The following is a 21350-nucleotide window of genomic DNA, read 5'->3' on the forward strand; positions in this document are numbered from 1 at the left end:
GAGAATGCGGAAAGCGGGCTTAGCAGGAAAGAAAAGCCGGGTTATGGATATAGGGAAAGGTGGGCTGTGCATGTTCAATAGTTGGGATCTGCATGTGACGAATTTCGGGCGCATCAAGGAAGCCACCATTACGGTGTCGCCTCTCTATTTTTATGAGAACAAAACGCAAGAAGAAACTTTTTAATGTGATTGATTGGTGTGAGCATGGAGGAATTGTTTTAACACGGAGGGTAAATTCGAATTAGCGGCGTCAACAAAGTGAGTGATTAAGGAGGATTGAAGATGCAAAAAAGTAATAGAGGACGTATTAGTGGTGATATGGAAGGAAGAGTTAGGAATGTAGGTATTCGTAGAAGAAAAGTAGCGTCTAAACCGGTAGTATTATCTACTGAGAAACGACGAGAGTTTACTGATACTCTTAAAAAGCATGGTTTAATTTTGTCTGTAGAAACTGTAAATGGAGAAACTCCACAAGTTATTCCATTATTTAGACTAAGTGAAGGCTCTGATCGATCCTCAATGTATGAGAAGAAAAGCAAAGAAATTTTTCTTGCAGAAGTTGCAGATAATCCCTATTTTCAACATTTGCACGTTCAACGCGCTGGCCTGGAACTAACCGAAGAGAATGGTATGGAGCCTAAAATCTATAAAAAGAAGCCGAGCGCCTTACGAAGAGCGGTAGGTTGCATTACTGAAGAAAAGGCTAAGTTGCTTAACGCTGAGGTACGTGAAGGGAGAGATAGTTGGGGTGAGTGAAGTTTTCCTTTTGGATACAAATGCAGTTATTAGTATTTTCTCAGGTAACGAAGATTTGATCACACTGCTGGATAAAGTTGAGGAAGCAGGAGGGGAGTTCAGGTATTCTGCAATGACTGCTGGGGAGATAGCTGCTGGATTGCATCATTATGAAGAGACAGAAGTGATAGAAGATTTTCTAACTGAAACTGAGTTTGAAGAGGTGACATCAACTCTTATGATTCGGGCAGGACGGTTGCGTAGTAACCGCATCAAGTGGGGAGTTAAGAGTGTAAAATTACCAGATGCTATTATTTTGGCTACTGCTTTGGATAATAATTGGACTCTAGTTAGTAATGATGCGCACATGGAATTGATTGAAGAACTAGGAGGTAAATTAAAGAAATTTGTTCTATGAGATAGTTGAATAGAAAATAAGCAAGTTTTAAGATCATGTGATTAACATTTGCGAAAAGAATAGGCCCAAAGGTTTACTTAAACCTTTGGGCTATATTTGGGATACTGGTGCAAAATCCAGAGTCGAAATGAAAACGGGAGGCATCCATCATGAAGATCCGTTATCTCGCCACGCTTGATAACATCAATGAATCCGACTTGGCCGAAGGCTTTTTCGAAGGTTGGCCGGACCCGCCGAGCTACGCGAATTTTATGCGTTTGCTGCACGGTTCCTCCCGCGTCGTGCTGGCCGTGGACGAATCGAGCGGCAAAGTGATCGGCTTTATCAACGCGTTGTCCGACGGCGTGCTGAGCGCGTACATTCCGCTGCTCGAAGTCATTCCGATGTATCAAGGCAACGGAATCGGTCAGGAATTGGTTCGCCGTATGCTGGAGCTGCTGGAAGGGCATTATATGGTTGACCTGATGTGCGACGCCGAGCTTGGAGGCTTTTACGAAAAAATCGGAATGCGTCCGTCCGGCGGCATGATTCTGAGAAACTATAAAAACCAGTCCGGCATGTGAAAAGGAGCAGTCAGTACAATATAGTAACAATCCAAAAAAGGCTCGTTCGCGATAAGATATTCGCGAACGAGCCTTTTTTACCCGATGAAGCCAACACCTTCATCCTTTGTCACCGTTCTTTCTCTATCCTACCCTTACAACCATGAGTAAGGGTAGCCCTTTTCGCTGCGAAGCGCGAGGCGGAGGGGGAAGTTCAGTGAAAGTCGCCTTTGAACTCGGAAAATTCCTTATTCAAATCCCATCCATTTTCCGAGTGAGACAGCGACTTGAACGAACTTCCCCCGCAGCCTTTCTCAGCTTCCCCAAGCGAACAGGACCTCCCGTCACTCATGCACAAATTTTCCGCCTCTACCCGCAACCAGCCCCGTCAACAGATAAGCCGCCGTAATCCCGAACATCACGTAATACGGCACATTCCATCCGCCTGTCGCATCGTGCAGCGCCCCGTACAGCAACGGTCCGCAGCCGGCCAGCAAATAACCGACCGATTGCGCCATGCCCGAAATATCGGCCGCTTCCGAAGCATTCGTGGTGCGAAGCGAGAAAAACATCATGATCAAGCTAAACGAGAATCCGCCCGCGATACTGAAGAACACGATCGCGATGATGATAATCGGCAACGAACCGCTCGCGAACAAGAAGCCGAGAATGCCGACGACATAACAAGCGGAAGTCATAATAATGAGTATGCGCTGATCTTTCATTTTGGAAGCCACGATCGGCGCAATGAAGTTGATCGGGATCATCAACATCTGGAACAGCGACAGCATATATCCGGCGATTACCGGATCAAGGTTTTGAGCGTGCATCATATTCGGCATCCAGGCGACCATGATGTAATAGATCGACGACTGCATGCCCATGTTGACCGTAATCATCCAGGCCAGCGGCGAACGCCAGATGCTGCGCTTCGGCACGTCTGGAGCATTTGCATTGGCAGCGCGTGTATTGCGAGCAAGCTGCGGAAGCCAAGCGATCAGTCCGATCGCTGACAAGATCGTCCAGACCAACAGCGAACCGCGCCAGCCTATGCCCGTATTCGAGATCGGCACGCTGAGCGCGGCGGCGGCCGAAGCGAAAATCCCCATCATGATCGAATACAGTCCGGTCATGACGCCGACCTTTTGCGGGAACTCCCGCTTGATAATACTCGGCAGCAGTACGTTGAACACGGCGACAGCCAAGCCGATCAGGAAAGTGCCGGCCATCAGCGATACCGCGCCGCCGAACGGACGGAACAGGCTGCCGATCACGATCAGCACGAGCGATACGAAGATCATGCGCTCCGCTCCGTACTGCCGTGCCCATTTGGCGACGAACGGTGATAATAAAGCGAAGGCAAGCAGCGGCAGCGTAGTCAAAAAGCCCGCAGTCGTGCTCGATAGCGACAGCGCTCCCCGGATCGTGTCGATGATCGGACTGAGCGAAGTGATATGCGTGCGCAGATTGGCCGCGACCAGCAGGATGCCGATCAGCAGCAGATAGTAGACGCGGTTCGACGCATCTTCCGTGCGCAGGAATTCGTTTTTTTTCATGGTCAGATTATTCTCCGTTTCCAGATAAATTCGGTGATGCGGAACTGTCCGCCTGTTCGTGAGGAGACTTGAACAGCGCGATATAATGGTCGACGGCATGTACGGCAGCCTCGGCATCGCGATCCCGGATCGCCGCAATCAGCGCCGGGTGACCGACTTCGGAACGGCTTTCCGGAATAAATCGATTGAACAAGAACGAAATTTGCAACTTTTCGAACATATTCTCATACAGATCAATCAACAGCTGATTATGCGAAGCCACAACGATCGTCCGGTGCAGCATCCAATCCGCTTCGCGGTAAGCCTCGTGATCATTACGCTCGATCGTCTCGGAGCACTGTTTCGAATATTGCTCCATCTGCCGAAGCTGCTCGTCCGTACGCCGTAAACAAGCGAGTACGGCGGCTTCCCGATCAAGAGCATGCTGGACTTCAAGCGCTTCGATCACGGAAGAGCGGCTCATGCGTTTGGCGAGAATGGCGCTGAGTTCGCTGCTGGCCGTGACAAAGGTTCCGTCGCCCTGCCGCGTTTCCAACAATCCGACTTGAACGAGTCCGCGAATCGCTTCGCGTAGCGTATTGCGGCTGACGCCGAGCTTTTCCATCAGATCGGCTTCGCGCGGAATGCGGCTGCCGATTTCCCATTCGCCGTTCGTGATCATCGCTTCAAGCTTCGCGTAGACGCGGCCGGACAACGTTTGTTTTTCCAATTTCTCGAACATGAAGACTCCTTTGCAAAGGTAGGATGATTGGTTCTTTCGCTTGAGTCAGTATATAAGTTTTGACGTATCTTGTAAAGAGGCAGAAAGCCAAGAAAAGGATTCCCAAATGCCGACCGATGACGTATAATAAACAATCTTGGCGATGGATAGCAGGAAGAGTTTGCCCAAATTCGATAAGTTCGGAGCGGAATCATGAGGAAATCAAACGGCGTAAAAACCGAATATCGCGTTTTTTTGCAAAAGTTCGAATAGGCATAGCACGTTGACCGATAACGATGTAAGGTTGCGCTCGTAGGAAACCCACTTGAGGCGCGTGGGTTTCCTGCGAACGCAACCCTCAGATTCAATTCGGTCAACGTTAGCCGATCGGACTTTTTTTGTTTTCTTGAGGCAAGAAAAAGGATGGAGGGAATAAGTTATGGAGCAGACGAAAAATCAGTCGATCTTCGCGGCCTGGATCAGTCTGATCAGTAATGTACTGCTTACGATCATCAAAGTCGTCGTCGGATTGCTGTTCAAAAGTCCGGTATTGATCGCCGACGGCGTGCATAACGCGGGAGACGTGATCGCGTCGGCGGCGGCGCTCGGTTCGATGCGCATATCGAGCCGTCCGCCGGACGAAGACCATCCGTACGGGCACGGCAAAGCCGAAGTGATCGGGGCAAGCGTCGTGGCGACCATTTTGCTGTTGGCGGCTTTGTATGTCGGGTATCATTCGGTCGTCGCGTTGTTCGAACCGATGCCGGAAGCCCATATCGTGGCGCTGATCGCCGCCGTCGTGTCGTTGATCTGGAAGCTCCTGCTGTACGTGTATACGATCGGAATCGGCCGACGGGCCAACAGCAAAGGGCTGATTGCGACGGCGCAGGATCACTTGGCGGACGTATACGCGTCGGGCGCGGCAGTGGTCGGGATCGGGCTGGGGCTGCTCGGCCAATCGTTGAACATGCCGATCCTGGCGTACGCCGACCCGGTTGCGGGGATTGTCGTGGCGGTGCTCGTGCTGAAGCTGGCTGCGGACATGGCTCGGGAATCGATCGATATTTTGATGGAAAAAGCGATCGGCAACCAAGAGCTTGCGGCGCTTGAAAGCATCGTTCGCGGCGTGGAGGAGGTCAAGCGGATCGACCGTATCCGGGCGCGCGAACACGGCCAGTATATTATCATCGATCTGCGGGTCGGCGTCGACGCGCAAATGACGATTCAGCAGGGACACGACGTCATTCGCAAGATCAAAAAAGCGATTCTGTCGACCCATCCGAATGTCAGCGAAGTGATGATTCACTTGAATCCCTGGTATCCCGGCGCTCCCGAAGCGGATAAAGCCGAAGTCTCGCTCAGCATCGGCGGTTCGGGCACGGGGACGAACAAGCTGCAAGAATAAAAAGCACAAAAAGCTGTACGGCTTCGCGGAAGGGATGATCCCACCGCGAATCGCCGGACAGCTTTTTTCACGCTATACATGCAATACTCACTTTACGTCTTCGCACTCTGTATCAGCCAAACGCAACCTTGCCTTTTCTTGATACCGAGTCTTAGCTTTCATTTGAAGAATGCGGACTTGCGCTGCTTGGAACGCGATCGGAGGCTTTCGGTTTACGCCCCGCCATCGCAGCTCCGATTACGCCGGCCACAATAGCTACCGCTCCTAGCAAAGCCGCCAGCCCGACTTGTTCGCCGAGAATCAACGCTCCCGCAGCCGAGGCGACAACAGCCGACAGACTGCCGAAAACGCTCATGCGCGAAGCCTCGATCCGGGAAAGGGCGTAATTGGACAAATACGAAGTCACCAACGAAGACAGCACCCCGAGATACAGCATGGCAATCAAGAACGACGGCGAGGACAGCGGAGCGAGCAGTTCAGGCAATGTCCCGCTGGCGGCATGACGAACGAGTGCCAATAGCCCGAAGCCGACAAAGCCGAGCAGGTTCATGAAGTACGTTAATTCTTTGGGCGTGTAGCTCTGGCTAAGACGGCGTGTCAGCACATTATATCCGGCTTGCGAAAATGCGGAGCATACGATGAGCAGAATGCCTCCGATGCTTGCGGTGAACGCTGCGCCTTCGCGTCCAGCAAACAGGCAGGCAACGCCGGCAACCGACAGTAAAGTGAACGACATTTGCGCTTTGCCCGTATGTTCGCGAAGCACAAGAGCGGCCAGGAGCAGCGTAAATACCGGAACCGCCCCCTGAATCATCCCGGCCTCGGCCGAAGTGGCATACAGCAGGCCGAACGTTTGGAAGCTGAAAAAGGCAATCGGATATAACGCGGTCAACGGAATAAGCTTCAAGGCGCCTGTCCGAATTTTTCGGATTCCGTTTCGACCGGGGAAAGCAAACAACGTAGCCGCAATAAAAGCAAACAAAAACCGGTAAGCCAAAATGTCGAGCGGGTCTTCCGTTTGCAAAGCGATTTTTACGAACAAAAAAGAAAAGCCGATAATAAGAGCACTGCCGATCGCGGCCGCATAGGCACGTTTAACCGAGGGATTGGGCATGTTTTTTTAACCTCCGAGCTTTCAGATCATATGACGCGGCCGCATCTGTAATTTTTATTTTAAAGACGGGAATGCCATGTTACAATATACATATTCATGATCTGTACCGGTACAGATTGGAAGGAGGAAGTCGCGGATGTACAAATATATGGGGCTGCTGAACGAGTTGGAACGGATGATTTCCGGATCGCTCAAGGAAGGAGACAAGATGCCTTCGATCCGAACCTTGTCCGAACGTTATACGTGCAGCAAAAGCACCGTGATCCGCGCGCTGTCCGAGTTGGAACGTTCCCATCTAATTTATGCGTCGGCGAAAAGCGGCTACTATGTGTTGGGCAGCGCGCAGAAGAAGGAACAGCCGAGCGAGATTATCGATTTTGTTCATTCCGCGCCGGACCCGGAAATTTTCCCGTATCTGGATTTTCAGCAATGCTTGAACAAAGCGATCGACACGTACCGAAACGAGCTGTTCATTTACGGGACGCCAAAAGGACTGCCTTCGCTAATCAAGGAAATGCAGCGCCATTTGGCGGATTATCAAGTGTTTGCGGAGCCGGAACGAATCTTTATTACTTCGGGCGTGCAGCAGGCGCTGACTTTGCTTGCGGGTATGCCGTTTCCGGATGGACGGAAGACGGTGTTGGTCGAGCAGCCGAGCTATCCGTTGTTCACGGACTATCTGGAGGCGCATCGTATTCCGGCTGTCGGGATCAGGCGGGACGCGGACGGTATCGATCTCGACGAGCTGGAACGGATTTTCCGGGGCGGAGGCATCAAATTTTTTTACACGATTCCCCGTTTCCACAATCCGCTCGGCTGCTCGTATACCCGGCGTCAAAAGGAAGCGATCGCGGAATTGGCTGCGCGTTACGGCGTGTATATCGTCGAAGACGACTATATGGCCGATCTGGAGCAGGATGGTAAGGCCGATCCGCTATACGCGTATGACCGGACCGAGCGAACGATTTATTTGAAAAGCTACTCGAAGATCCTGTTTCCTGGTCTGAGGGTGGGCGTCGCGGTGCTGCCGAGCGAATTGGCGGGAGCGTTCGGACGTTACAAAAAGCTGCTCGATATCGATAGCTCCATGCTGTCGCAGGCTGCTTTGGAATTGTATTTGAAAAGTGGCATGTTCGCGCGGCATCGGGAGAAAATCCGGAACCGATATAGTCGACGTTCGGAACTTCTCGGCGAAGCCATTCGGCGGGCGAAAAATGCGTACCCCGATACGTTTACAGGTCCGCTCCCGGCGGCAGGCGGCATTCATACGTATCTTCTGCCGCGGGCTCCCGCTGCTTTGTCTTCGGCTGTGGAAAAATTGCGCAGTCGCCGTATCCACGCAGAAAGCGCGAAAGGTCACTATCTATCCGGATTTCGTGCCGAAGCGATGTTGAAACTGAATGTCTCCGGTGTGCGTGACGAGCAGATTGCTTTTGGTGTCGATGTCGTTGCCGAAGAGCTGGCAAAGGCTGTGCATCGAGTATGGTCGCGTTAAAAAGAAAAGGTAAAGCCATCCGATCCAAAGGAGAGAATGCCGTATGGAGCTTTTTATTAGTATCTTGGTCATGCTTGCGATCATCGGGATCTCGAACGTGATCAACCGTTTTCTGCCTTTCGTTCCGGTTCCGCTTATTCAGATCGGTCTTGGCGTGACGGCAGAGCTGCTTCCGCCGCATATTCATGTGCCGCTGGAGCCTGAATTGTTCCTCGTATTGTTTATCGCGCCGCTGCTGTTCAATGACGGACGGATCATTCCGCGGGGCGAGCTGTGGAATCTAAGAGCACCGATTCTGCTGTTGGCGCTCGGACTCGTTTTTGTGACCGTTGTCGTGTTCGGCTACCTGATCCACTGGGTCATTCCGAGCATTCCGTTGGCTGCGGCGTTCGCTTTGGCGGCGATCTTGTCACCGACGGATGCCGTTGCGGTTGGCTCGCTGGCCGGGCGGATCAAGCTGCCGAAGGATATCATGCGTTTGCTGGAAGGCGAAGCGCTGATGAACGACGCTTCCGGTCTGGTGGCGTTCAAATTCGCGATCGCGGCGGCCGTGACGGGAGCTTTTTCGATCTACCAGGCGTCGTTTAGCTTCCTGTTGATTGCGATCGGCGGTCTGTTGATCGGCGCCGTGGTATCGTTCGTCATTATTCGGATTCGGGTATTTCTGCGCCGCTTCGGGATGGAAGACGAGACGCTGCATGTGTTGATTCAATTGGTCACGCCGTTCGTGCTGTATCTGGTCGCGGAACACTTCGGACTGTCGGGTATCCTGGCTGTCGTATCCGGCGGCGTCGTGCATGCGATCGAACGCGACCGCGCCGAATCGACCCGCGTCAAGCTACAAGTCGTGTCGAACAGCACCTGGTCCGTCTTTTTGTACGTGCTGAACGGTCTGGTTTTCGTCTTGCTGGGCTTGCAACTGCCTGAAGTCATGGGCGCGATCTTCGAAGATCCGGCTGTCAGCAACTGGAGCGCGTTATGGCATGTAAGCTGGATTTCGGTTGGACTGATCGTGCTGCGCTTTTTGTGGATATACGCGTATTGGTTCTTTACCAGTCGAAAAGGCGGAAGCGGACGTACCGGCAAGCCGCTCGTCAAAGCATCCGTGCAAACGGCGCTGTCCGGGGTACGCGGAGCCGTGACCCTCGCCGGCGCGTTCTCGATTCCGCTGGTGCTGGAAGGCGGAACGGCGTTCCCGGAGCGCAACCTGATTCTGTTCCTGGCGGCGGGCGTGATCTTGTTCACTCTGCTTGCGGCCAGCATTCTGCTGCCGCTGCTGTCGGACAAAGAGCCGGCCGAAGCGCCGCAAGCGGAGCAACCGCTCAAGCGTCGCATTTTGAGCGCGATCGCGCAACGGATCGGGCAGGAAGACCTGGACGAAGGACGCTCGGGCGTGACCGCTTCGGATATGCAGGACTTCACGAAGTATTTGCAGCGGATCGAGGAAGCGACCAACTCTTACGCGACCGATCCGGATGCGCCGCGCCGCGAAGCCGATCTGATGTACGCGGGTATCCGGGCGCAGCGTCGCGAACTAAGCCGTCTGGTTCAGGACGGCGAGCTGGATCAGGAAGGGGCGACGCCGATCTTCGAGCATTTGACGCGGATCGAGGAAAGCATTCCGGGTCGTCTGGAAGCTCGGGTAGCTGCTCCTGCTGCCGATATCGGGCGATTCGCGGCTGCGCTGTTCGCCCGCGGACGTCGTGGGGAGTGGGGCGATAAGAAAGCATTCTGCTCGATGCAGACCGCGAAGACCCGTATGGCGCAAGCCGCGATCGAAGCGATCGAGAAGCGGACGACCGACGAGAATCGCGCCGAAGCCAAGCGTCTGATCGACAACTACAATCAACTGATCTCCCGTCTGTCCAAAGTCAATTTTGGCCTATTGGGCGAAGAAACGGACGAAGAGCGGGAAGAACGCGAGCACCGCATGCAGGAGCGTCTGGCCGCGATCCAGGAACAGCGCGACCATGTGCAGCGTCTGTTCGAAAAAGGCGAGATTTCCCGCGAACTGGCGGGCCGCCTGCGTCAGTTTATCCGTTATCTGGAGACGGACGTGCCGGAGGAAGAGAATTTCGGGCATTGATGGTTTGGCTGATTTAAGGAAAAGAACGATATAAAAAAAAAGCCTGAACGTTCCATAAAGGAAGGTTCGGGCTTCTGTTTTTAGATGGGCAAGAATCGGGGTGCATTTGACGGATCAAGGCGATGTGTGTAAGCCGTTTTCGACGGTTTAAAATTTTAACGGATCGAGATGACGCTTAGAGCATAATTTGCCTTAATTTTGATCGGAAAAACGGGAAATCAACGTCTAACGGACATGCGATCCGTTAAAGTTATGGGGCGAGTTGATCTCAGCTTGTAAAGGACATACAATCCGTTAGCCGAGCCTAGTCCCCGATCACGTCATCTTCCTGCGATTTTTCTTTTTTAACCCGACCGCCGAGCTTCGTTGCCCTGCGTGTCGCTCGCAATGTCGATATCTTCCCCGACCATCTGCTGCTCCAGTTGTTTCATCTCGTAAAAACAGCCTTTTCGCTCCAGCAATTCGTCGTACGTCCCGCTCTCCACGATCGCCCCGCGGTCCAGCACGACTATAGTGTCCATCTGCTCCAGCCCCGCCAATCGGTGGCTGACCATCACGAACGTATCGTCTTTCGAGCGTTCCGACAGCAGAGTCAGCACACGGCGTTCCGTCACGTAATCGAGCGAAGAAGTCGGTTCGTCCAACAACCACAGCCGACCGGATTTTAGCAGCGCGCGGGCTATCGCCAGTCGCTGCTTTTCGCCGTCGGACAGGTTTTCGCCTTTTTCCAACACCAGGTCATCCAGCTTTTTGCTCGACAAGTCGACCTGCCCCAACACGGCGGACAATTCCAGATCGTCGCGGGATTCGTCTTCAAGCAGCAGATTTTCGCGAATCGTCCCCCGGAAAAAGTGTCCTTCTTGCAGCACCACATTGCTTTTACGCCAGAGATCTTCGTCGTTCAGCTCCGTTACGGATCTTCCGTTCAACAGCACCCGACCTTGCGTCGGCGCATGCAGTTTGAGCAGCAACTCCAGCACGCTTGTTTTCCCGGAACCGCTCGGTCCGACGATCGCGGTTTTCGAACCGGCTTCCAGCTTCAGCGAGACTTCGCTTAACACGGGACGCCAGTCTTCCGCGTAGCGGAACGTGACGTTTTCCAACTCAATCGCAATCCCCCTGCTGTCATCCAGCGTGCCCGACGCGTCAGCGTTCAGCGGTTCTTCCCCGTCGAACGTCTCGGCCAGACGCTTCGCGGCGAATTCGCTGTCCCTTTTATAAGCAGGCAATGTCGCCATCGCGACGGATTCGTCGAACACGGTCATGGAGGCCATAATCAACATCGCGAGAAATACGCCGGCCATCGACCCTTGCACGATCAGATACGCCCCCAGCACCAACACGCCCCACGAAACGAAAAACGTCATAAAGCTATGCAGCGATTGTCCGCGCAGAAGCCGCAACGCATCTTCCTGCTGGGCCGCCGTCAAAGCGTCGGAGGTGTCCAGCAGTTTTTGCTCGCGCTGCTTCAGTCGGCCGTATACTTTCAGATCGATAAACCCTTGCAGCATCTCGGTCGTCTCGGCAGATAGCTCGGCGCGCTGGCGTCTGACTCGACCATCGGCTTTACGCTGGCTTCCGCGCACGATAGCGGGCACGACGAACGCCGTAATCAACATCCCGACAACAAGCAGCAGCGCGATCCAGATGGAGAAAAAGGAAGCGAAAATCACCGTGGCGAGAAACACCGAGACGACGATGATCGGCGGATACGCCACGCGCAGGAAGTAAAATTGCAGCCCTTCGATATCCCCGACGATCCGTGCCAATAAATCTCCGCTGCGCTGGCGATTCAGGATTCGCGGCGTCATCGGAACCAGTTTGCCGAAGAAGTCGGTGCGCAAGCGGCTGAGCAGCGAAAAGGTCGCCCGGTGCGAGAACAGTCGCTCTCCGTAACGGCTTGCCGCCCGTGCCAACCCGAGGATTTTCACCAGCGACGTTAAAATGATCAAAGTGTACAGCGGCGGAACAAAGACGGTTTTCGAGATCAGATAGCCGCTGGTCGAGAACAGGACAACGCCGAAGATGCCTGCCAAAAAACCGCCCAGAATCGACAGTAAAATGTCTTTGCGTTCTTTGAGCATCGCTTTGAGGAAAATAGAGCGTTCGTTCATGATCCGACCCCCTGACGTCCGATATTCACCATCTCCGCATATTGCGGCAGCGTATTCAGCAATTCGTCATGCGTGCCGCTGCCGATCAACTTTCCGCGCTCCATAAACAGAATGACGTCCGCATGCCGGATGGTGTGCAGGCGGTGAGCGATCGTGATTACCGTCGCTTTGCGCGAAAGTTCATTCATGGCACGCAACAAGACGCGCTCCGTATGCAGATCCAGACCTGTCGTCGGTTCGTCAAAAAGCAGCACCGTAGGCCGCTTGAGAAAAGCACGGGCCAGCGCCAAACGCTGCTTTTCGCCGCCGGACAAACCTCTTCCGCCTTCGCCAACGGGCGTGTCGTAACCATGCTCCAGTTCAGCCGCAAGTGCAGCAAGTCCGGCGGATTCGGCCGCATGGACGATCTCTTCTCGGGAAACGTCACGGTCTGCGCCGATCGCGATATTTTCGGCAAACGTACCCGAGAAAATATGCGGATGCTGCGTGATATAGCTGACCTGCCGGAACCATTCGTTCTCGCCTGCTCCGGCGGTAAGCGGCTGACCGTTCACCGTAACTCCGCCGGATGAAGGAGGCAGCAGTCCCGCGATCAGATGCAGCAGCGTCGTTTTGCCGGAACCGCTTTTGCCTACGATCGCGATCTGCTTGCCGGGGTGAATCGTCAGTGATCCGGCATTCAAAGCGAAGGCATCCGAGCCGTAATTGAAACCAAGTTCATGGAGTTCGATAACGGGCGGCGTAGCGGACAAAAAGGCTTTGGAGCTTCGTTCGGCGGATAAAGGAACGACCTTGTCGCGCGCTGGATCAACAGCGAGCGCTGTATCGGTTTGTTCGTGAACGGCGGCAGATTTCTCCGCAAGCGCCGTTTCTTTCGTATTCGCCGAAACCGAAGCGTCTGCGCCCAGCGCGGCTTCGATATTGCGGATCGCGCCCAGACTCGTGCGCCCGCCGTGGAACGCCGTACCCATGTTTTTCAGCATATTATAAAACTCGGGTGTGAGCAGCAGAATCAGAAACGCCGTATGGAACTGCATCGTTTGGAACACGACCAGCTGCAAAGCCAGTTCCAGCGCCACGATCCCGATGCCCAGCATGACGATTGTTTCCAGCGCGAACGTATTGGTGAACGCGACGCGCAAAATGCTCATGGTCGCATCCCGGTAGGAGAGGCTGCTGCGTTGTATTTCTTTTTCCTGGCGTTTGGCCCGTCCGAACAGCTTCAACGTCACCAACCCCTGTAACGAATCCAGAAACGTCCCGGAAAAGCGGGCGAGCTGCTCGAATTTTTCTTCCGACTTATGCTTCGTTTGAATACCGACCAGCGCCATAAATAACGGGATAAAAGGCGCCGTGAACAGCAGAATCAGCCCAGACGGCACATGCAGGATGAACACGGCAACGAGAATCATGAGCGGCACGATCGAAGCCTCGGCCATTTTCGGCGTGTATTGGCTAAAATAACTATCGGCTTCATCGACGGCATCCAAGGTTACGCTGACTTTGCCGCCTGTCTGTCCTTGACGAGCGGTTAGCAGCGGGTTGGCGGCAAGCGAACGCAGCAGTCTGGCCCGCAGGTCGCGCTTGGCGTCCGCCGCGATACGCAGCCCGATACGCCCGTTGGCGTAGGCCAGCCAGGTGCGAACGGCCATCACGGCCAGCAGGGCGGCGAACACGACAAGCATCGAAGCCAGCGGAGCGTTTTCCACAAAAACGCGTTGCACCGACTCCGCCAGCAATACGGCTTGTCCGATCGTCGCCGCGCCGAGCGCGAGCGAGAGGATGCGGAGCCTTGACGTTCGTTTTTTTTGCGCGGCCATCAGTTCGGACAGCATGCCGCTTTTCCGGCCCGATCTTCTTTTTTCGCCCTTCTTCACGGGAGATTCCCTCCTTGCATTTTGATCAGCGGCTTATTTTTTGCCTTTTACATAATCCGCGTCGAACAGGAACAGCCGGAAGACCAGCGCCAGCGACGGGATTAACAACAGCAGGCCCGCTATGAATACGACGACGAGCGCGATCCCCATCGCCTCTTGCGTAGCCCCGCCTTGGATGGTGATATATGGGTCAAGAATGTATGGGTAATGCCCGATTCCGTAAGCGAAAAAGGCGGTCAGGAATTGCAGCATCAGGCAGATAAACGCCCAGCCGTAACGGCGTCCTTTGTACAGCAGCCAGAGCACGATGAGGAAAAAGACAACCGACAATCCGAGCAGCCACCATAGATCCATCATATTTTGGAAATGGCGGTTATTGTGTTGGCTCAGGTACAATACGGCCGTAAACGCGGCGATAATCGTTGGCGTGCTCCAAAACAACGCATAGCCGCGCATCAAGTCCAGCGCGGGCTTGTCTTCGGCGCGGGAAGCGTAGAAGGCCAAGAACGAAGCGCTGATAAACAACACGGAAGTGACGGCCAGCGCCACGATGCTCCAAGCGAGCGGACTCGTGAACAGTTCCAAATATTGCAGCGTGACGACGCCATTGGTTTCCACGATAAAGCCGCCTTCGGACAGCACTAACGCGACCGACAGCGAAGCGGGAATCAGCAAGCCCGTTGCGCCATACAGAAACAGGAACACGATATTTTTTTTCGATCCGTAGTTCTCGAACGCGTAGAACGAACCCCGAATCGCCAGCAAGATGATCGCGATGCTGCCGGGAACGAGCAGGGCGGAGCCGTAATAATGCGCCGCGTCCGGGAAAAATCCGATCAAGCCGACGAAGAAGAATACGAAGAATACGTTGGTGATCTCCCAGACCGGCGACAGATAGCGGGAGATCAGGCGGTTGATCAGATGGTCTTTGCCGGTGATTCGGGCGTAAAAAGCAAAGAATCCGGCGCCGAAATCGATCGATGCGACAATCAGATAGCCATACAGGAAGATCCAAAGAACCGAGATCCCGAGAATTTCATAACTCATGCGTGCTCACCTGCTTCCTGCGTCTGCGCTTGCATCGCGTCTGCTTTGGCTTTCGCGGCTTTTTCCAGTTCGACCTCGGCCGGATTATCGCGGAACAGTCGGCGCAAAACGATCACGCACATGGTGCCGAGCAGAATATAGAGCAGCAGGAATACGAAGAAAAGGATCACGATGCTCGGCGAAGTGGTGGCGGCTTCCTCGACCCGCATATAACCGCGAATCATCCAGGGCTGCCGTCCGACTTCCGCGTAGAACCAGCCCAGCTCGACTCCGAGGAAAGCCAACGGTGCGCCAAACACGATCGCGCGCAGCATCCAGCGGTTCAACTCGTTGCGCTTTTTCCAAAGCAGCAGCAAGAAGAAGATCGCCGACATCGCCAGCAATGCGAAGCCGACTCCGACCATGGCGTCGAACAGATAATGGACGAGCAAAGGCGGCTGTTCGTCGACCGGGAATTCATCGAGACCCGTCACTTCCGCGTTAAAGTCGCTGAAAGCCAGGAAACTGAGCGCGTTCGGGATATGCAGCGCGCCGACGATCTCGCGTTCGGCGGTCAGCCAGCCGAGGAAGATCAGGTCGGCGCCTTTTTCCGTTTCGAAATGCCATTCGGCCGCGGCCAATTTCTCCGGTTGATGCTCGGCCAGGAATTTGGCTGAGACGTCGCCCGCGAGCGCGGTCAGGAAGCTGAACAGAAGCAAAACGGTCATCATGAGCTTGAGCCCTTTTTTCGCATACTCGGTTACGCCTTTCTTCAGTATCGAGAACGCGGCAACCGCAGCCAGCAGCGCGGCGCCCGTCATATAAGCCGAAGTCAGCACGTGGAAGACTTTGGACGGCGTCGCTTCGTTGAACATCGCTTGCAGCGGATGCACGGCGCTGAAGTGGCCTCCTTCGAAAATAAAGCCTTCCGGCTGGTTCATGAATCCGTTGACCGACGTGATAAAGAACGCCGACATCGCGGCTCCCAGCACAACGGGAACGGTCAGCAGCCAGTGCAAATAAGGATTGCGGAAACGGTCCCAGGTGTACAAATAAATACCGAGGAAGATCGCTTCGAAAAAGAACGCGAATACCTCCATAAACAGCGGCAGCGCAATGACATTGCCTGCAAGCTGCATAAAGTTCGGCCAGACGAGCGCCAGTTGCAGGGCGATCGCCGTACCGGTCACGACCCCGACGGCGACCGAGATGACAAACCCCCTTGTCCATCGTTTTGCCATCAAGGTATAATGATGATCTTTTTTGCGGATACCTACGAATTCGGCGATGGATACCATCAGCGGAATCGCGACCCCGATCGTAGCGAAAATCACGTGGAACGACAGCGTTAATCCTGTGACCAACCTGCTCCACAACACCGTATCGACGACCATGCGGTAAATCTCCTTTCCGGTTCTGCGTATTTCATTTTCTTAAAATGAATTGAGTCCAGTATATCGGGGCTTTTTGACGAAACGGTGATCAAAACGGCCCATTTCAAGAAGTGGTCATAGATTTGCGGCAATTTTGTGAAAAAGAGCACAAAAACCCTTTCGAGCCATTGTTTCTTGGTGAAAGATGTGGTATTCGAAACTTTTAATTTTATCAATGTTGGCGGGTGGGGGATGTGAGAAATGTCACGATTGGCGCTTTGGAGACGCAGCGATCCCATTTCGACCTGCGCTTCGTTGTTCAAGGGGACGGACAAAGGCGCTTCGGTTCGAAATGGGATCGCTGCTGAGGGTGGAGGTAGAGTAACGAAGAATTGAAGCGTGTATATAAATTCAAATAGACCACGTATATGTCAAATAAATGCCTACACACAAAAAGCCTAGTCCGCGATCACAGGCTAGGCTTTTTGTAGTGGCTTGGAATGGTTTTAGAAAGCATATAGCATCTAACGGATCGTATGTTCTTTAGAAGCATGAATCGGGCTGATTGAAGATTTTAACGGATCGTATGTCCTTTAAAAGGAATTTTCCCCGCTTTTTTTATTCAAAAACAATCAAATTTCATTCTAAGCGTCATCTGGTTCCGTTAGAATTTGCAGACGTCTCAAAACGGCTTCTAAGCGTCGTCTCGATCCGTTAAAATTTCGTGATTCCGACCCGACCGACTCGATGCTTTTTGCGTCGCGTGGTTAACGATTTCGTATAGCTTCTGCGATCCAGAAGCTGCGGTTATTATGTCCTCGATCGATGGTTATGTCTCACCAAACGCGGCCGTGTCTTTGTCTTTATAGGTACTCGTCCATCCACCCCGCAATATGCGACAACCGCGCCACTCTCAACGACGGATGCCCGCCTCTCGACAGATCATGGCTTGCCCCAGGGAACCGGACCAAACGCGTTTTCCGGCCTAGCCGTTTCAACGCGATATAATACTGCTCACCCTGCTCGATCGGGCAGCGGAGATCCTGTTCGCCGTGCAGGATCAGGATCGGCGTGCGGACTTGCTGAACATACGCGATCGGCGAGTGTTTCCATAGCAGCTCGGTATCCTGCCAGGCGTCGCCGCCGATCTGGTCTTCCGTGAAATACGGCCCGATATCGCTGACGCCGTAGAAAGAAACCCAGTTGGAGATCGAGCGCTGGGTGACGGCGGCTTTAAAGCGGTCGGTATGGCCGACGATCCAGTTGGTCATGAAGCCGCCGTAGCTGCCGCCCGTCACGCCGAGGCGCGTCTCGTCGATGAAGTCATACTTTTCGAGCGCGTGATCGACCGTTTCCATCAGGTCGCGGTAATCGCCGCCGCCGTAATCGCCGCGGCAGGCGTTGACGAACTCCTGACCGTAGCCGTGGCCGCCGCGCGGATTGGAGAAGATGACGGCGTAGCCTTTGGAAGCCAGCAGTTGGAACTCGTGCATAAACGTATGGCCGTACATCATATGCGGGCCGCCGTGGATTTCGAGGATCGTCGGCACTTTTTTCAACGACGAACCGTCAAAGCCTGCCGGTTTCATGATCCATGCCTGCACTTTCCAGCCGTCTTTTGTCTCGACCCAGAATGATTCCGGCGCACTCAATTCGTGTTCGTTTAACCACGCGCTGTTCGAGTCGGTTAACCGCGTTTCTTCCTTCGTGCCCGGAGAGAAGCGATACAGATCGCCCGGGTTCAACGGATCGGAGATCGCCACGACGAAGCCGCCCGCGTGATCCGGCGTCAGTTGATACACGTCGCGGTCGCCGTCCAGCAGCACTTCATGACCCGATCCATCCGCTGCAAAACGTGCCAATCCCGCGCTGCCGTGATGCGTGAACAACGCGTAGACGGAGCTGCCGTCTTCGGAGAACAACGGTTCCGGCGCGCCGAGACCCGAACGCATATCGCCCACGACCACGTTGCCGATATACAGATCGCGGTCGTTTACCAGGGACGTGATCTCGCCTCCTTCGACGGCAATGCTGTACAACCGAGTCAACGTCGCGTTATGGTACGAGCGATCGCTGCCGAAAAACGCGATTTTGGAACCGTCCGGCGAAAAAGCAGGCTGTCCGACCGTCCATTTCGAATCCGTCAGCTTGCGGCGGTTGCCACCGTCCGCGTCCGCTACGTATAGATCGCTCACCAACAGCAGGTCCGGGTCGGTCTCGTCGTCTTCCTCCGGAATATAAGCGGAAAACGCAATCTTCGAGCCGTCCGGCGACCACGCAAAACCGCCCGCGTCGAAATCGCCCGATGTTACGGCCTCGGCTTCGCCGCTCACGGCGTCCACGACGAACAGATGTGTCCGCTTGCCGTTCCACAGCCCCGATCCGTCGCCGCGATAGCGCAGACGGTCGATCACGATTTCTTTCAGCGGTTTGTCGTCGGAGTCTTGGCTTTTTGCGCCCGATCCCGATTCCGGGTCTTCCGCTTGTTCGCCGTCCGCGTCAACCTGCGAGGCCACGAGCAGCTTCGAGCTGTCCGGCGACCATTTGAACGCGCCCGCGCCGTTCGGTAGATCCGTCAGCACGCCGGCTTCGCCGCCGGACGCCGGAAGCAGCCAGATTTGGCGCTTGTCGCCGTCTTTGCGCGTGAACGCCAGATAAGAGCCGTCCGGCGACCATGCCGGGGAAGCATCCTGCTCGCCCGAAGTCAGCAAAATATCCTGGCTGCCGTCGCCAAGTATGGCGCGAATACGGGTAACGTACCCGTCGCGCTTTTCGTTGACGGTGCGCTGCGTATATGCGATGCGACCGTCCTTTTTCGACACGTCCGGCGCGCCCACCCAGGTAAAACGATACAAATCTTCCGCGATCAGTCCGCGTTTTTCACTCATTGTTAACGCCTCCTATGTAAAAGTAACCGTTTCTTATCCTTTTATGATACGGGATGCGCGAATAATCGGCAAACCGGACAAGCCAAGGCAGTTAATGCAAAACGGGAGGGGCTTTTTTATTTTCGAAAATGTCTTTTTGCGACCAGCGATTCATTGGCGCATGGGTAAATATACCGTAGAATCGATATTAATCGACATTAGAGACATAAAACGCGCACGTTTCGGAAGGGTGACTCCAAAAACGAATGAAGGCCACAGAAGAGATTTTGCGAGTATGGAACAGGTTCGACGATTTTCCGATGGAGACGCTGACCAAAGCCTGGCTCCACGCGAAAGGAGATCGTTTCAAGCCGAGAAGCGTAGCCTTGATGCGGGAACACCGGAAGCAATACGGGACATCCGGCAACTGTTTCGATCTGGCGCTGTGGCTGATCGACGAGCTGCGGAGCGAAGGGATCATCTGCTATCCGGTCGGCAAAAAGCTCGGAACGGAGCATGCGCACGGCGCGGTGATCGCGATGGACCGGGAAGGCAAACGGTATCTGTGCGACCTCGGCGATCAATGGATACAGCCCGTGCTGGTCGATTCCGGCGCGCAAAATTATACCGAGTCGGCGTTGCAAGGCTTTTTCCCCGGCGCGCGTATCGCGGTTTCTTCCGACGGCGTGCAGGCGAAGATTCGCTATATCCGGCCCAACGGCAAAGAGAGTCAAGCAGCGTTCGATCTGGAACCTGTCGGCGAAGCCGAGTTCCGGGAAGCTGCCGCGTACTCGCAAAGCGTATTGTCGCGTCCGCTCGTCGAGCGCCGAATGCGGATTTGCGACAGCGGCCGGATCGTGCATTGGGAGTACGACCGGGGCCGATCGAGAATCAGCAGCGATCGGGGCCTGTTCGCGGAAAGCGAGCCGCACGGCGAAGAAACATGGTCCGGACGCATCTCGCGGCGCTCGGGCATCGACGAGACGGTGGTGCGCGAAGCGCTGAGCGTGTGCGAGGCGGAAGGATGGGTGTAGATTTCGGGTTGGCAAAAAGGACGGGACGCGGGATAAAGCCGCGTTTTCCGTCCTTTTTTGCGTGGGAGCCGCGCGGCTTTCGCCGCGTCTTGCGTTGAGATCGGTTGCGAAGCCAAGCGCCGAATTCTTTTTTACGGTCGGCACAGAGCGGTCCAATACGTCCAGGCTTCCAGATAACCCGGCAGATCGTGCGGATGATGTCGGACGCTGAGTCCGATCCGGCAGTAGAGCTGAATCAGTACTTCTTCGATCAATCGGGAGCGTTCGATCCGCACACGTTGAAGCGTATCGAACGCCGTCAGCAAAGTCTCCATATTCAAGTCGTCGGGTGAAGAACAGAACGCATACAAAAAATCGTACAGAATAGGTCCCGCCATCGGCGAAGGGTCGATGACCCCGATCAGTTTCGAATCGCGGTAAACGAAATTATGCACGCCCGTATCCCCGTGCAACACGTATTTTTTCGGTTGCTCCGCCTCGGAATCGAAAAGGCGACAAGCCGTTTGCCGAACAAGCCGATAGTCTTCCTCGGTCAGCACGCTTCGCAGATGATTTCTGGCTTCTTCGATCCCGATCTCGTTGAATTCTTTCCAACTCCGCCTCGGATATTCGATCCTGCCCCAATCGTCCGCTTCTTCGCAGGCTTGATAACGGTTGAGCAATTCGTCCGTCAGGACGTGCATCCAGTCTTTTTTCGTCCGCAGTTGAAATGGGTGGTGCCTTCGATAAACGCATAGACCAGGTAAGAGTCGTCGTTCGCCGTCAGCAGCACTTGCGGAAGCAGCGCGGAACTTTGGTAAAGCCGAAGTAAGCGGTTAACGGATCGAATAGACGGGGGATGATCGAATTTTAAAATATACTCGTTTTTTTGCCGGGTTTCCAACTTCAGCACAAGACCCGTCGTCGTGCCGGATAACGGCCGAACGCGTACGATTTCTTCGCGAACGCCGTGCTTTTGAAACAGTTCGTTCGCGTGTTGCAAAGTCGGTTCGAACATCGAGTATAGTC

Annotated in this window: 17 protein-coding genes; 7 read left to right on the plus strand and 10 right to left on the minus strand. The window is 54.3% G+C overall.

Annotated features, from left to right (window positions below; translation table 11 throughout):
* The first annotated feature begins 282 nt into the window (after positions 1-282).
* From WKI47_RS08245 to WKI47_RS08255, 3 genes are all read left to right on the plus strand, one after another.
* A complete protein-coding gene (locus WKI47_RS08245) occupies positions 283-756 on the plus strand; it encodes a hypothetical protein (protein ID WP_340226675.1) in 474 nt (157 codons plus the stop codon).
* The gene (locus tag WKI47_RS08250) at positions 749-1153 is read left to right on the plus strand and encodes a type II toxin-antitoxin system VapC family toxin (RefSeq protein WP_340226676.1); all 405 of its coding nucleotides are present in this window, start codon (positions 749-751) and stop codon (positions 1151-1153) included. Before WKI47_RS08245 ends, WKI47_RS08250 begins: the two co-directional genes overlap by 8 nt.
* Positions 1154-1302: 149 nt before the next feature.
* Positions 1303-1716 (plus strand): GNAT family N-acetyltransferase, encoded by a 414-nt coding sequence (locus WKI47_RS08255; protein WP_340226677.1) that lies wholly within the window; start codon positions 1303-1305, stop codon positions 1714-1716.
* A gap of 323 nt (positions 1717-2039) precedes the next feature.
* On the opposite strand, the gene WKI47_RS08260 is transcribed toward WKI47_RS08255, so the two are convergent.
* Both WKI47_RS08260 and WKI47_RS08265 read right to left on the minus strand, forming a co-directional pair.
* Complete coding sequence (locus WKI47_RS08260; protein ID WP_340226678.1) at positions 2040-3251, minus strand: MFS transporter; 1212 nt, start codon at positions 3249-3251, stop codon at positions 2040-2042.
* 7 nt (positions 3252-3258) lie between these two features.
* On the minus strand, positions 3259-3972 hold the full coding sequence (locus tag WKI47_RS08265; RefSeq protein WP_340226679.1) for a FadR/GntR family transcriptional regulator: 714 nt from the start codon (positions 3970-3972) through the stop codon (positions 3259-3261).
* A 418-nt stretch (positions 3973-4390) separates the two neighbouring features.
* On the opposite strand from WKI47_RS08265, the gene WKI47_RS08270 reads away from it, so the two are divergent.
* Positions 4391-5356 (plus strand): cation diffusion facilitator family transporter, encoded by a 966-nt coding sequence (locus WKI47_RS08270; protein WP_340226680.1) that lies wholly within the window; start codon positions 4391-4393, stop codon positions 5354-5356.
* A 151-nt stretch (positions 5357-5507) separates the two neighbouring features.
* On the opposite strand, the gene WKI47_RS08275 is transcribed toward WKI47_RS08270, so the two are convergent.
* Entirely contained in the window at positions 5508-6470 is a 963-nt protein-coding gene (locus tag WKI47_RS08275; RefSeq protein WP_340226681.1) for a DMT family transporter, read from the minus strand.
* A 136-nt stretch (positions 6471-6606) separates the two neighbouring features.
* Here WKI47_RS08275 and WKI47_RS08280 point away from each other — a divergent pair, with 136 nt between their 5' ends.
* Both WKI47_RS08280 and WKI47_RS08285 read left to right on the plus strand, forming a co-directional pair.
* Positions 6607-7965, plus strand: coding sequence for a PLP-dependent aminotransferase family protein (locus tag WKI47_RS08280; RefSeq protein ID WP_340226682.1), 1359 nt, complete (start codon positions 6607-6609; stop codon positions 7963-7965).
* Between the two features lie 43 nt (positions 7966-8008).
* Complete coding sequence (locus WKI47_RS08285; protein ID WP_340226683.1) at positions 8009-10051, plus strand: Na+/H+ antiporter; 2043 nt, start codon at positions 8009-8011, stop codon at positions 10049-10051.
* 344 nt (positions 10052-10395) lie between these two features.
* Here the strand turns inward: WKI47_RS08285 and cydC are convergent, their stop codons facing one another.
* From cydC to WKI47_RS08310, 5 genes are all read right to left on the minus strand, one after another.
* Positions 10396-12165, minus strand: coding sequence for a thiol reductant ABC exporter subunit CydC (cydC, locus tag WKI47_RS08290; RefSeq protein WP_340226684.1), 1770 nt, complete (start codon positions 12163-12165; stop codon positions 10396-10398).
* The gene (gene cydD, locus WKI47_RS08295; protein WP_340226716.1) at positions 12162-14000 is read right to left on the minus strand and encodes a thiol reductant ABC exporter subunit CydD; all 1839 of its coding nucleotides are present in this window, start codon (positions 13998-14000) and stop codon (positions 12162-12164) included. The genes cydC and cydD overlap by 4 nt, the downstream gene beginning before the upstream one ends.
* Before the next feature lie 75 nt (positions 14001-14075).
* The gene (locus WKI47_RS08300) at positions 14076-15089 is read right to left on the minus strand and encodes a cytochrome d ubiquinol oxidase subunit II (protein ID WP_340226685.1); all 1014 of its coding nucleotides are present in this window, start codon (positions 15087-15089) and stop codon (positions 14076-14078) included.
* Positions 15086-16462 carry a cytochrome ubiquinol oxidase subunit I gene (locus WKI47_RS08305; protein ID WP_340226686.1) on the minus strand — a complete coding sequence of 459 codons (1377 nt, stop codon included), beginning with the start codon at positions 16460-16462 and terminating at the stop codon, positions 15086-15088. The genes WKI47_RS08300 and WKI47_RS08305 overlap by 4 nt, the downstream gene beginning before the upstream one ends.
* A gap of 842 nt (positions 16463-17304) precedes the next feature.
* Positions 17305-19329 carry a S9 family peptidase gene (locus WKI47_RS08310; protein WP_340226687.1) on the minus strand — a complete coding sequence of 675 codons (2025 nt, stop codon included), beginning with the start codon at positions 19327-19329 and terminating at the stop codon, positions 17305-17307.
* Positions 19330-19574: 245 nt separating this feature from the next.
* Here WKI47_RS08310 and WKI47_RS08315 point away from each other — a divergent pair, with 245 nt between their 5' ends.
* Positions 19575-20342, plus strand: coding sequence for a hypothetical protein (locus WKI47_RS08315; RefSeq protein WP_340226688.1), 768 nt, complete (start codon positions 19575-19577; stop codon positions 20340-20342).
* 131 nt (positions 20343-20473) lie between these two features.
* On the opposite strand, the gene WKI47_RS08320 is transcribed toward WKI47_RS08315, so the two are convergent.
* Both WKI47_RS08320 and WKI47_RS08325 read right to left on the minus strand, forming a co-directional pair.
* Positions 20474-21025, minus strand: coding sequence for a phosphotransferase (locus tag WKI47_RS08320; protein ID WP_340226689.1), 552 nt, complete (start codon positions 21023-21025; stop codon positions 20474-20476).
* Complete coding sequence (locus WKI47_RS08325) at positions 21013-21339, minus strand: hypothetical protein (RefSeq protein ID WP_340226690.1); 327 nt, start codon at positions 21337-21339, stop codon at positions 21013-21015. Before WKI47_RS08325 ends, WKI47_RS08320 begins: the two co-directional genes overlap by 13 nt.
* Positions 21340-21350: the final 11 nt, after the last annotated feature.

Origin of the sequence: Saccharibacillus sacchari (genome assembly GCF_037722395.1) — a bacterium.
In the GTDB taxonomy this organism is placed as follows: domain Bacteria; phylum Bacillota; class Bacilli; order Paenibacillales; family Paenibacillaceae; genus Saccharibacillus; species Saccharibacillus sacchari_A.